The organism is Variovorax sp. GW821-FHT09D05, assembly GCF_059416325.1.
In genome coordinates this window covers 329384-341630 of the sequence record NZ_JBWKOZ010000002.1, presented here as the reverse complement: position 1 = coordinate 341630, position 12247 = coordinate 329384, and the positions used below count along the sequence as shown (strand labels likewise).

At 67.0% G+C, this 12247-nt stretch carries 12 protein-coding genes; 6 read left to right on the top strand and 6 right to left on the bottom strand.

Features of this window, described 5'->3' with window-relative positions:
* Nucleotides 1–4: 4 nt before the first annotated feature.
* The 4 genes from AC07O3_RS06175 to AC07O3_RS06160 are packed head-to-tail and all read right to left on the bottom strand — an operon-like array spanning nucleotide 5 to nucleotide 4919.
* Nucleotides 5–1198: an acyl-CoA dehydrogenase family protein gene (locus AC07O3_RS06175; protein ID WP_495338848.1), complete on the bottom strand. Its 1194-nt coding sequence runs from the start codon at nucleotides 1196–1198 to the stop codon at nucleotides 5–7.
* 4 nt (nucleotides 1199–1202) lie between these two features.
* Nucleotides 1203–2057 (bottom strand): enoyl-CoA hydratase family protein, encoded by an 855-nt coding sequence (locus AC07O3_RS06170; RefSeq protein ID WP_093059370.1) that lies wholly within the window; start codon nucleotides 2055–2057, stop codon nucleotides 1203–1205.
* Nucleotides 2054–2533 carry a MarR family winged helix-turn-helix transcriptional regulator gene (locus AC07O3_RS06165; RefSeq protein WP_093059368.1) on the bottom strand — a complete coding sequence of 160 codons (480 nt, stop codon included), beginning with the start codon at nucleotides 2531–2533 and terminating at the stop codon, nucleotides 2054–2056. The genes AC07O3_RS06170 and AC07O3_RS06165 overlap by 4 nt, the downstream gene beginning before the upstream one ends.
* A 1-nt stretch (nucleotide 2534) precedes the next feature.
* On the bottom strand, nucleotides 2535–4919 hold the full coding sequence (locus tag AC07O3_RS06160; RefSeq protein ID WP_495338847.1) for a bifunctional salicylyl-CoA 5-hydroxylase/oxidoreductase: 2385 nt from the start codon (nucleotides 4917–4919) through the stop codon (nucleotides 2535–2537).
* A gap of 131 nt (nucleotides 4920–5050) precedes the next feature.
* Here AC07O3_RS06160 and AC07O3_RS06155 point away from each other — a divergent pair, with 131 nt between their 5' ends.
* On the top strand, nucleotides 5051–6319 hold the full coding sequence (locus tag AC07O3_RS06155; RefSeq protein WP_093059430.1) for a class I SAM-dependent methyltransferase: 1269 nt from the start codon (nucleotides 5051–5053) through the stop codon (nucleotides 6317–6319).
* 11 nt (nucleotides 6320–6330) lie between these two features.
* On the top strand, nucleotides 6331–6654 hold the full coding sequence (locus AC07O3_RS06150) for a DUF1840 domain-containing protein (protein ID WP_093059364.1): 324 nt from the start codon (nucleotides 6331–6333) through the stop codon (nucleotides 6652–6654).
* Nucleotides 6655–6660: 6 nt separating this feature from the next.
* Here the strand turns inward: AC07O3_RS06150 and AC07O3_RS06145 are convergent, their stop codons facing one another.
* Both AC07O3_RS06145 and AC07O3_RS06140 read right to left on the bottom strand, forming a co-directional pair.
* The gene (locus AC07O3_RS06145) at nucleotides 6661–7686 is read right to left on the bottom strand and encodes a Bug family tripartite tricarboxylate transporter substrate binding protein (protein ID WP_093076142.1); all 1026 of its coding nucleotides are present in this window, start codon (nucleotides 7684–7686) and stop codon (nucleotides 6661–6663) included.
* Nucleotides 7687–7764: 78 nt separating this feature from the next.
* Entirely contained in the window at nucleotides 7765–8691 is a 927-nt protein-coding gene (locus tag AC07O3_RS06140) for a LysR family transcriptional regulator (RefSeq protein WP_495338846.1), read from the bottom strand.
* Nucleotides 8692–8825: 134 nt separating this feature from the next.
* Between AC07O3_RS06140 and AC07O3_RS06135 the strand changes: the two genes are divergently transcribed.
* From AC07O3_RS06135 to AC07O3_RS06120, 4 genes are all read left to right on the top strand, one after another.
* The gene (locus tag AC07O3_RS06135; RefSeq protein WP_495338845.1) at nucleotides 8826–9590 is read left to right on the top strand and encodes an SDR family oxidoreductase; all 765 of its coding nucleotides are present in this window, start codon (nucleotides 8826–8828) and stop codon (nucleotides 9588–9590) included.
* 442 nt (nucleotides 9591–10032) lie between these two features.
* Nucleotides 10033–10665 (top strand): response regulator, encoded by a 633-nt coding sequence (locus AC07O3_RS06130; RefSeq protein ID WP_495338844.1) that lies wholly within the window; start codon nucleotides 10033–10035, stop codon nucleotides 10663–10665.
* A gap of 258 nt (nucleotides 10666–10923) precedes the next feature.
* Complete coding sequence (locus tag AC07O3_RS06125; RefSeq protein ID WP_495338843.1) at nucleotides 10924–11487, top strand: CHAP domain-containing protein; 564 nt, start codon at nucleotides 10924–10926, stop codon at nucleotides 11485–11487.
* 37 nt (nucleotides 11488–11524) lie between these two features.
* Complete coding sequence (locus tag AC07O3_RS06120; RefSeq protein ID WP_495338842.1) at nucleotides 11525–12208, top strand: alpha/beta hydrolase family protein; 684 nt, start codon at nucleotides 11525–11527, stop codon at nucleotides 12206–12208.
* Nucleotides 12209–12247: the final 39 nt, after the last annotated feature.

Sequence of the window (12247 nt, the reverse complement as noted above, 5' to 3'; positions counted from 1 at the left end):
GTGTTTATCCCCGCAGAACAGATTTACCGATGATCAGTTGTTGGACTTCCGTCGCGCCCTCGTAGATGCGCAGCGAGCGGATGTCGCGGTAGAGGCTTTCAATCTTCGTGCCAACCTTCACGCCGAGGCCGCCGTGCATCTGTAGCGACATGTCGATCACGCGGCTTGCGTTTTCGGTGGCGCACATCTTGGCCATTGCGGCTGCGGCAGAGACGTCGCCCACTGCCGGTGCACCGCGTTGCTCTGCGTCGTCGCGCATCCACGCAGCGCGGTACGTGAGCAGCGCGGCGCTGTCGATCAGCGCGGCCATCTCGCCGAGCTTGGCCTGCGTGAGCTGGAAGTCGGCCAGCGTCTGGCCGAACATGCGGCGGCTCTTCGAATGCGCAATGGCTTCAGCCAACGCGCGACGACCCATGCCGAGCGCAGCAGCCGCTACCGAAGCGCGGAAGATGTCGAGCGTGCGCATCGCGAGCTTGAAGCCGCCGTTGAGCTCGCCGAGCTGCGCCGAGCGCGGCACGATGCAGTTTTCGAAGCGCAGCGTGGCCAGCGGATGCGGTGCCATCACGTCGATGTGCGCAGAGGTGTCGAGGCCGGGCGTCGTTGCATCGACGATGAAGGCCGTGATGCCGCGCGTGCCTCCGGTGGGGTCGGTCTTCGCGAAGACGCAGTAGAAGTCGGCGATGCCACCGTTGCTGATCCAGGTCTTCTCGCCGTTGAGCATCCAGCCGTCGGCGGTTGCTTCGGCGCGCATTGCCATCGCGCCCACGTCGGAGCCCGCTTCGGGCTCGCTGAGCGCGAAGGCCGCGATCTTGCTGCCCTTGGCAACCGCCGTCAGGTAGTTGGCGTGCTGCTCCGGCGTGCCTGCAAGTGTGATCGCCCCGCTTCCGAGGCCCTGCATCGCGAACGCGAAGTCGGCGAGCGGCGAGTGAAAGGCAAGCGTTTCGCGCAGCAGCACGAGGGCACGCGAGTCGAGCCGTTCGAGCGCGCCGCCGGACGTGCCCGGCACGCAGTAGCGCAGCCAGCCGCCGGCGCCGAGCTGCTGAACCCAGTCGCGGCAGGCGGCACGGTCATCGCGCTCGTCGACTTCTTGCGCAGCGGCCCAGGGCAGCAGGCCGTCGGCGAGCGCGCGATGCGCATCGTCGAAGAACGGCAGCGCAAGGTGCGCAGTCGATGGCGGGGCGGGTGCTTTGGTCATCATCGCGTCAGTCTCCGCCGAACACCGGCTTGCGCTTGGCCGCGAAGGCTTCGTACGCGCGCTTGAAGTCTTCCGTCTGCATGCAGATGGCTTGTGCCTGCGCTTCGGCCTCGATGGCCTGGTCGATGGTCATCGACCATTCCTGCGACAGCATGGTCTTCGTCATGCCGTGCGCGAAGCTCGGGCCTTCGGCCAGCTCGCGCGCAACCTTCGTGGCGGCTTCGAGCAGCGCATCGCTTTCGTGCAGCGCGTTGAAGAAGCCCCAGGCGTGGCCTTCCTGCGCCGTCATCGCGCGGCCGGTGAACAACAGCTCCGATGCGCGGCCCTGGCCGATCACGCGCGGCAGCAGTGCGCAGGCGCCCATGTCCGCACCGGCAAGACCCACCCGCGTGAAGAGGAATGCAGTGCGCGTGGCGGGCGATCCGTAGCGCAGATCGCAGGCCAGAGCGATCATCGCGCCGGCGCCGGCACACACGCCGTCGATGGCTCCGACGATGGGCTGCGGGCACGCACGGATCGCCTTCACCAGGTCACCCGTCATGCGCGTGAACTCCAGCAGCTCGGGCATGCGCATGCCGGTCAGCGGGCCGATGATCTCGTGCACGTCGCCGCCAGAGCAGAAGTTGCCGCCCGCGCCGGTCACGACGATCGCCTTCACGTCGGTCGCGTAGTTCAGCGCGCGGAACAGGTCGCGCAACTCGGCATACGAGTCGAACGTGAGCGGGTTCTTGCGCTCCGGCCGGTTCAGCGTGACGGTGCCGACGCCGGCCTCGTAGCTCCATGCGAAGTGCTCGGCCTTGTAGCCTGCCTTCGCTTCGAATTGCGCGCGCATGGGGTTGCCTGCGCCGATGTAGTGCTTCATTCGGTCTCCACTATCAATTGGTTGTGTGAGTGTTCCTTGACCTTGCCGAGCAGCTTGTGGAGCTGCGAGATCTCCTTGCCGCTGAGGCCCGCGAAGGCCTCGACGATCCAGTCTTCGTGCTGCTGCGCCATTTCGTTGAAGAGCTTGCGCCCGCGCGGCGTGAGGCGCACGCGCCAGGCGCGGCGGTCGCCCTCGACGTTGATGCGCTCGACCAGCCCTTCGGTCACGAGCTGGTCGGTGATGCCGGTCACGTTGCCGCCCGTCACCATCATGCGGCGCGAGAGCTCGTTCATCTTGAGACCGTCGGGCGAGCGTTCGAGCTGCGACATCAGGTCGAAGCGCGGCAGCGTGGTGGCGAACTGCGAGCGCAGTTCGTTGCGCACCTGCTTCTCGATCAGCTGGGTGCAGGTGAGCAGCCGCAGCCAGAGCCGCAGTGCTTCGGGGTGTTCGCTGTGCGCGCGCGCTTCGAGGTCCATGTCAGTGCGTCTCCTCGCCGCTCTGGGCGGCCATCGCGGCATTCGCTGCCGCTGCGAGCTGTTGCTGCTTGGCGATCTCGCGGTACATCTGGTCGCGTCCGCTCAGGTATTGCTTGGGCCAGTCGACGTCGCGGCTCTGCAGCTTGGCGGCTTCGTGCAGCGTCCACGCCGGGTCGGCCAGGTGCGGACGCGCGACGGCGCACAGGTCGGCGCGGCCGGCGGCGATGATGCTGTTGGCCTGGTCGGCGTCGGTGATGGCGCCGACCGCGATGGTCGAGATGCCGACCTCGTTGCGGATGCGGTCCGAGAACGGCGTCTGGTACATGCGGCCGTACACCGGCTTCGCGTCGCGCGTGGTCTGGCCGGAAGACACGTCGATGAAGTCGGCGCCGGCTTTCTTGAAGAGGCGCGCGATCACGATTGCATCGGCATCGGTGTTGCCGCCGGGCGCCCAGTCGTGCGCGGAGATGCGCACGCTCATGGGCTTGTCTGCTGGCCACACGGCGCGCATGGCGCGGAACACTTCGAGCGGATAGCGGCAGCGCGCTTCGATGTCGCCACCGTATTCATCGGTGCGCAGATTGGTGAGCGGGCTGATGAAGGCCGACAACAGGTAGCCGTGCGCGCAGTGCAGTTCGAGCCAGTCGAAGCCGCATTCGACGGCGCGACGGGTGGAGGCGACGAACTGGTCGCGCAGCGTGTCCATCTCGGCCCGCGTGATGGCGGCGGGCAGCTGGTTCTGTTCGCCGTAGGGCAGCGCGCTCGCAGCCAGCAGCGGCCAGTTGCCGCTTTCGAGCGGTTCGTCGGTGCCTTCCCAGCCCACGCGGGTGGAGCCCTTGGGGCCGCTGTGGCCGAGCTGCATGGCGATCTTTGCGCTCGACTGCGTGTGCACGAAATCGACGATGCGCTTGAACGCGGCCTGCTGCGTGTCGTTGTACAGGCCCGTGCAGGCCGGCGTGATGCGGCCTTCGGGCGTCGGGCTGGTCATTTCGACGAACACCATGGCGGCGCCGCCGAGAGCGCGCGCGCCCAGGTGCACGAGCAGAAAGTCTTGAGGCACGCCGTCGACCGCGCTGTAGGTGGCCATCGGCGACACCAGGATGCGATTCTTCAGCGTAAGCCCGCGCACCTTGTAGGGCATGAGCATCGGCGCCATCGCCTTGCCGCCCGCAAGCCATTGCTCGTAGCCGCCGAGCCATTGCGTGTCGCGCACGCGCAGGTTCTCGTGGCTGATGCGCTGCGAGCGCGTGAGCAGCGAATAGGCGAACTGCTCGATCTCCATGCCGGTGTAGCGCGGCACGTTCTCGAACCACTCGGTGGAGTTGCGCGCGGCGTTCTGGATCTTCAGTACCTCGACGCTGCGGCGCGCTTCGTAGCCTTCGAGCACATGGTCGACCGTGCCGCCCTGCGCGAATTCGTTGGCCAGGTCGATCGCGTCTTCCAGCGCGAGCTTGGTGCCCGAGCCGATGGAGAAGTGCGCCGTGTGCGCGGCGTCGCCCATCAGCACCACGGGCACCGAGCGGCCTTCGACGTCGATGCGGTGCGTCCAGCGCTCGCACACCACGCGCGGAAAGCGGATCCAGTTGGCCGAGCCGCGCAGGTGCGTGGCATTGCTGATCAGCGAGTGGCCACCGAGGTACTTGGCGAACAGCTTCTCGCAGAAGGCGATGGCCTCGGGCTGCTCCATCTGGTCGAGGCCATGGGCCTTCCAAACGGCCTCGGGCGTCTCGACGATGAAGGTCGATGTCTTGTCGTCGAACTGGTAGGCGTGCGCCTGGAACCAGCCGTGCTCGGTCTGTTCGAAGGCGAAGGTGAAGGCGTCGAAGGTCTGGTGCGTGCCCAGCCAGACGAAGCGGCAGTTGCGCAGATCGACGTCGGGCTTGAACACGTCGGCGTAGCGCTGGCGGATGCGGCTGTTGAGGCCGTCGCTGGCAATGACCAAGTCGGCCTTGTACTGCGCGGCAATGGCCTGGTCGTCGGTGGCGTCGGTCTCGAACACCAGATCGACGCCAAGCGCGAGGCAGCGCTCCTGCAGGATGTTCAGCAGCCGCTTGCGGCCGATGCCGCAGAAACCGTGGCCTCCCGAGCGCACGTGGCGGCCCTTGAAGAACACCTGGATGTCGTCCCAGTGATGGAACTCGTTGCCGATGAGCGCCGCGGTGTCGGCGTCGGCCGCGCGCAGGTTGCCCAGCGTCTGGTCGCTCAGCACCACGCCCCAGCCGAAGGTGTCGAAGGGGCGGTTGCGCTCCACCACGGTGATCTGCAGCGCAGGGTTGCGCGCCTTCATCAACAGGGCGAAGTAGAGACCCGCCGGCCCCCCGCCAATGCACAGGATGCGCTGGAGGTCCGAAGCGGGAGCGGATTTGAGCGGGCTGATGCTGTTCATGGTTCAATAGTTTAGACATAAACAATCTCATGTCAATCCCGATTCGCACCGGGCGCCCGGCGTGCCGCTCGCGGCCGCCGCTGACACGGGTAGTCATGCAAAAACTTGGAAAAATCAATACCATGGGCCCCATGCAAAACTTGATACCCAAGATCGAGTCGCAGCTGGCTTCGCTGCCTGTCCCCATCGCGCTGGAGCTGCCAGATGGCCGGCGCGTTGCCCAGGCGGGAGCCCGCGTCACCCTGGCCTTCAAGGAGTGGACGGTGCTCGCCAAGCTGGCGGCCCGACAGGTGGGCGCCATCGGCGAGGCGTATGTCGAGGGCAAGGTGCAGATCGAGGGCGCCATGCGCGACCTGATCGACGCCACCGTCGGCATGCTGCCCGGCAACCCGGCCGAAACCGACACCGGCTGGTGGAGCCGCCTGCAGCACCGGGCCAAGTCCCACGGTTCGCATTCGCTGCGCAAGGACGCGGCCCAGATCGAGTTCCACTACGACGTCTCCGACGACTTCTACGCGCTGTGGCTGGACCCGCGCCGCGTGTATTCATGCGCCTACTTCCGCACGCCCGACCTCACGCTGGCGCAGGCGCAGGAGGCCAAGCTCGACCACATCTGTCGCAAGCTCATGCTGCAGCCGGGCGAGCGCTACCTCGACATCGGCTCAGGCTGGGGCGCGCTGCTGCTGTGGGCGGCCGAGCACTACGGCGTGGACGCCACCGGCATCACGCTGTCGAAGAACCAGCATGCCTACGTGCAGCGGCTCATCGAGCAGAAGGGCCTGCAGGGTCGCGTGCGCGTCGAACTGCGCGACTACCGCGAGCTGTCGGTCGACCAGCCCTTCGACAAGATCTCGTCGGTGGGCATGTTCGAGCACGTGGGCGCGGCCAACATGCCGACCTACTTCCGCAAGATCCATTCGCTGCTGAAGCCGGGCGGCCTGGTGATGAACCACGGCATCACTTCGGGCGAGCTCAACTACCGCCAGTTGGGCGCCGGCATGGGCGACTTCATCGAGAAATACATCTTCCCCGGCGGCGAACTGCTGCACGTGACGCACGTGCTGCGCGAAACGGCTGCGGCCGGCCTGGAGATGGTCGACACCGAGAGCCTGCGCCCGCACTATGCGCGCACGCTCTGGGCCTGGTCGGATGCACTCGAGGCGCAGCTCGACACCGCGCGCGAGGTGCTGCAGCGCAACGGCGGCCGCCAGGCCGAGAACGCCGAGCGCGTGCTGCGGGCCTATCGCCTCTACCTCGCGGGCTCGGCCATGAGCTTCGAGCAGGGCTGGATCTCGCTGCACCAGATGCTGTCCACCAGGCCCGACGGCAAGGTCGAGCACGGCGTTTTGCGCGGCGCGCAATCGGTGTACCCTTTTGCCCGTGACTACATCTACAAGTGAGTGAAAACACCATGCTCTATCGATTCCAGTCCCGAGCCTCCCCCGACTTCGTGATGCTCGAAGTGCATGCGCGCCAGTTGCTGGACATCGTCGGCAAGTCGGCGGCCCCGCAAGGCATCATCACGGTCGAGCAGATCCCCGGCGCCATCGCGGCCATCGAAGCCGCGCTGGCGCGCGAGGGCTCCAACGCCCACAACAACGACGACTACGCCGTCGAAGGCCACGCCAACGAAGCCGAGAAGCAGCATGTCGGGCTGCACCAGCGTGCAATCCCGCTGCTTCACATGCTCAAGGATTCGCTGGCCGAGAAGAAAGACGTGACCTGGAAGACCTGAGCTCCGTCAGTCGACTTTCGCGCCTGAGTCTTTGACGACCTTCGCCCACTTCACATGCTCGCTCGCAATGAGCTTCGTGAAGTCGGCGGGTGAATTCCCGCTCGGAATCGCGCCCTGCGCGAGCATCTTTTCCTTGATGGCCGGCGTGCCCAGCGACTTGGCCACTTCCTGCTGAATCCGGTTCACGATCTCGGGTGAGGTGCCGGCCGGTGCCAGCAACCCGAACCACGAGCTCGCCTCGAAGCCCTTGAGCGACGGGCCCCCCACTTCTTCCACCGTCGGAATGTCCGGCAGGGCAGGCGAACGCTGCGCGCTCGTCACGGCCAGGGCCGTGAGCTTGCCTGCCTTGATCTGCGCCATCGACGAGGGCAGGTTGTCGAACATCACGTCGGCGTTGCCGCCCACCATGTCCAGCAGCGCCGGGCCCGAGCCCTTGTACGGGATGTGCGCCATGAACGTGCCCGTCATGCTCTTGAACAGCTCGCCCGCGAGATGGATCGACGTGCCGCTGCCGCTGGAGGCCATGTTCAGCTTGCCCGGGTTGGCCTTGGCGTACTTGATGAAGTCCTGCACGTTGCGGATGTTCAGCGTCTTGGCCTTGTCGGCGTTCATCTCCATCACGTTCGGCACGGCGGCCACCAGCGTGATGGGCGCGAAGTCCTTGATCGGGTCGAAGGGCAGCTTGGGATACAGCGCGCGGTTGATGCCGTGCGTGCCCACCGTGCCCATCAGCAGCGTGTAGCCGTCGTTCGGCGCGCGCGCCACGATCTCGGCGCCCACGTTGCCGCCCGCGCCCGCACGGTTGTCCACGATGAACTGCTGGCCGAAGGCCTTCGACAGTTCGGGCGCGACGGCGCGCGCCAGGATGTCGGTGGTGCCGCCGGCCGCAAACGGCACGACGATGCGCACCGGCTTGGTCGGCCAGGTGCCTTGTGCCCACGAAGGGGCGGCCATCAGGGTCAGGGCGGTGGCTACGGATGCGGCCAGCGCGGTGCGGCGACTGGGCTTGAAGAGAGGGAAAGAAGAAGTCATGCGCGCGTTTGTACAGGTGCGCGCCACGGGCGTCGCGGGTGAAAACCCCGTGAGCCGGTGGGTCGACGCACAGTCGGCTCAGGCGACCTGCATGCGCTGCGCAAACCGCTCGTTGCGAAAACGCTCCAGCACGAAGTCGATGAACACGCGGGTCTTCGGCGGCAGCAGCTTCTTGCTCGGGTAGTAGAGCCACACTGCGCCCGCGTCCTGGTGCCATTCGGGCAGCAGCCGCAGCAGCTCGCCGCTGCGCAGCCCGCGTTCCACGAAGGGCATCGGCAGCATCGCCACACCCAGCCCCATCAGTGCGGCATGCGCGATGGCTTCGGGGTCGTTGAAGATCGCGCGCGGCCGGGGCAGATCGACCGTGACCTCCTCTGCGCGTGCCTGCCGCAGCGTCCAGCTGCGCAGCCGCCCCGTGGGCGAGGAGCGGCGCAGCAGGGTGTCGAGTTCCGCCAGATCCGAGGGGTGCCGCGGCCGCTTGCGCCCCTCCATGTAGCGCGGCGACGCCACCGCCACCACGTGGATGCGCGCCAGCTCCCGCGCCACCAGCCCGGCCGACAGCTCGATGCCGCCGCCGATGGCCGCGTCGAAGCCCTCGCCGACCAGGTCGACCTGCTGGTTGTCGAAATGCCAGTCCGGCAGGATGGCCGGGTAGCGCGCGAGAAAGTCGCCCATCAGCGGCAGCACGTGCTCGCGCCCGAAGGCCTGGCCCATGCTCACCTTCAGCGTGCCGGCGGGCTGACCGTCGTCGGTGTCGATGCCGGCCACGGCCTCCTGCAGCGTGGCCAGCGCGGGGCCGATCTGCGCCAGGAAGCGCTCGCCGCCCTCGGTCAGCGTGAGGCTGCGCGTGCTGCGCTGGAACAGCCGCACGCCCAGCCGCGCCTCGAGCCGCGCCACGTTCTTGCTGACCGCGGCCGGCGTCAGCCCAAGGCGCCGGGCGGCCGCCGAGAAGCTGCCGCCCTCCGCGCTCTGCACGAAGGATTCGAGGTGATTGAGCGGTTCCATGGCCGCATTTTCGTGGGCATCTTCAACTTCGGGTTGAATTTGATTGCGCCAATTGATGGCTACCGCCGAGGGAATGAAATGCCGACACTGAAGGTCTTCTTTCTCCCGTCCTCCTTCAACTGATCGGAAAAATCATGACTTCCAGCACTGCTTCTTCTTCCGCCGTCCTGGCCGGCAAGGTCGCCTTCGTCACCGGCGGTTCGCGCGGCATCGGCGCCGCCATCGTGCGGCGCCTGGTGCGCGACGGCGCCGCCGTGGCCTTCAGCTACGCCAGCTCGGCCGCCCCGGCCGACGAACTGGTGCGCAGCATCCAGTCCGAAGGCGGCCGCGCCCTCGCGCTGAAGATCGACAGCGCCGACGCTGCCGCGCTCACCGCCGGCATCGACGAAGCGGCCCGCGCCTTCGGCAAGATCGACATCCTCGTGAACAACGCCGGTGTGTTCCTCGGTGGCACCCTCGACGACTTCTCGCTCGAAGATTTCGACAAGACGCTGAACGTCAACGTGCGCGCCGTGTTCGTCGCGGCCAAGGCGGCCTCGCGCCACATGGGCGAAGGCGGCCGCATCATCAACATCGGCAGCACCAACGCCGAGCGCATGCCCTGGCCGGGCGGCAGCGCCTATGCGATGAGCAAGTCGGCGCTGGTCGGCATGGTCCAGGGCCTGTCGCGCGACCTCGGCCCGCGCGGCATCACGGTCAACAACGTGCAGCCCGGCCCGGTCAACACCGACATGAACCCGGTCGACGGCCCCAACGCTGCCGCCATGCACGGCCTGATGGCGCTGGCCCGCCATGCCCATCCGGAGGAAATCGCCGGCATGGTCGGCTACCTGGCCAGCCCCGAAGCGGCGTTCGTGACCGGTGCCAGCCTGACCATCGACGGCGGCTTCGCGGCCTGACTGTCGCTCGCCAGGCCGGTCCTTTCTTCTCTACTTATTTCTCTTATTAAAGATAGTAGTAGTAGATAAGGGTAAACCCCCGCTGTGGAAACTGCGATTTTTTCCATGGCTGACAACGACTTGCGCTGCCTGCTTCACTGTGCGCACCTCTGCTTTCGGGGCTGCCTAGAAAAAGGAACAACTTAAGGGCGATCAGGCCGGCTGTGGACAACCGGTCCCTTGTGCCAAAACTTTCCCCAGAGTTTTCCCGAACGTGTCGCGGCGAACAGTCGCACGACCGATAGCGGCCTCGATTCCTACGCCACTGAAAGACGCCTCGGCAATCGGTTGCAGGACGAGCGCCCGACCTGTGCCGCGGGCCTTCGATCCGCGAACGCGTGTGGCATCGTCCTGTCCTCCTTCCGCTTGCTCGCGGCCATCCACCTGCCAGGAGGCACATACCATGATCAAGATCGGCATCGTCGACGACCACGCCGTCGTTCGCACAGGCCTGAAGGCGTTCTTCTCTACATTCGTCGACTTCCGCGTTGCCGGCGAAGCAGGCACCGGTCGCGAAGCCATCGATCTCGTGCGTACCGCCGACCTCGATGTGCTGGTGATGGACCTGTCCATGCCCGGCCAGAGCGGCATCGATGCGCTCGCCATGGTGCGCGCCAAGGCGCCGGACCTCGGCGTGCTGATTCTCAGCGGCTACCCGGAAGAGCACTACGCGGTGCACCTGATCCGCCAGGGCGCCTCGGGCTATCTCAACAAGGAATGCGAGCCCGATGAAATCGCCAAGGCGATCCGCACGGTCGCGCTAGGCCGCCGCTACATCTCGCCGTCGGTGGCCGAACTGCTCGCGGGCCAGCTGGAGCGCAAGGACAACGCGCCGCCGCACAAGCATCTGTCGGAGCGCGAGTTCCAGGTGTTCCTGAAGCTTGCCAAGGGCGAATCGGTGGGCGCCATCGGAGAGGCGCTGTCGCTGTCGGTGAAGACCATCAGCACCTATCGCACGCGGCTGATGGAGAAGATGAACCTCTCCACCAACAGCGACCTGACCTACTACGCCATCAAGACGCAGCTCATCGACTGAGCACGCGGCGCGTGACCTCCGGCATGCGCGGATCCGACGGAGCTCGCCTATCCTCGGGGCTTTCATCCGACCCGACCCGCGTCCCATGCGCTTCCGATCCATAGCCCCGACACCCGCCGCGAACATCGCGCAAACCGCCATCGACGTATCGCCAGACCGGCCGGCGGCAGGGGGCTGCGGATGCTGAGCCCCGCGGCCCGGCGCCGGACCGTCGTTGCGCTCCTGGTCGCCGGGGCGTTCGTCGCGACTGGAGTGTCCGTGTACGGGGCTGCGACCTATCTCAATCTCAATCCGTCGCGGGAAGTGGGCTCGGTGGTCGACGAGTTCAACGGCGTGAAGGTCTACTACAACGGCGGCGTCAACAACTCCGAGGGACGCAACCTGTTCCGCGATGGCTACAACCTGGGCATCAAGTACCAGTGCGTGGAGTTCGTCAAGCGCTATTACTTCGAGCGTTTCGGCCACCGGATGCCGGACCCCTATGGCCACGCCAGAGATTTCTACGACCCGGCCACACCGCACGGCGCCCTGAATGGCAAGCGCGGGCTGCGCCAGTACCGGAACGCGCAGTCCGAGCCGCCGAAGGTGAATGACCTGATCGTGTTCGCGCCCACGCTCTTCAACCCCTACGGGCACGTCGCCATCGTGGCCGGCGTGACGGACCGCGAGATCGAGATCGTGCAGCAGAACCCCGGGCCGTTCTCGCACAGCCGGGCCCGCTTCGCGATGGATGCCGCCGAAGGCCGCTGGACGGTGGCGGGCGGCGTGCTCGGCTGGCTGCGCCCGGACGGCGGTGGCAGCGCTGCCGGCAAGCCTGCATAGTTTTGCCACCCCTCGACCTTCTTCGAAGACCGGCCAGATGACCACAGTGCAGCAGCAAATCGGCATTTCAGTGGCGGCGGATGTCGCCGTTTCCGCGCTGGCAATGTCGCCGCCTTCGGCTGATGCCTGCCTGGTCCTGGCCCATGGTGCCGGCGCGGGCATGGCACATCCGTTCATGAACGCGGTGGCCGAGGGGCTCGCGCAGCGGCGCATCGCCACGCTGCGCTACCAGTTTCCCTACATGGAACAGGGCAGGAAGCGCACGGACGCGCCGGCCCTGGCGCATGCCACGGTCCGCGCGGCGGTGGCATGCGCGTGCGCGCACTTCGGGGGGCTTCGCCTCTTCGCCGGCGGCAAGTCCTTCGGCGGCCGCATGACCTCGCAGGCCCAGGCGATGGCGCCGCTGCCGGGCGTCGAAGGGCTGGTCTTCCTGGGCTTTCCGCTGCACCCGTCGGGCGCGCCGTCGATCACGCGCGCCGCGCATCTGCAGGACGTCGACGTGCCCATGCTCTTTGCACACGGCCCGCGCGATACGCTGGCCGAGCCGCGGCAGTTCGACGCAGCAATCCAGGCGCTCGGGCCGATGGCCACCGTGCTGGAGATCGACGGTGCCGACCACTCGTTCCACGTGCTCCGGCGCTCCGGGCGCACCGACGAGGAGGCGCTCGACGAACTGCTCGACGGCATCGCCGTGTGGGCGCAAGCGTGGCGCCTCGGCTGAGCCGGGCCGCCGATGCTTCAGCCGGCCATGGCCGTGCGC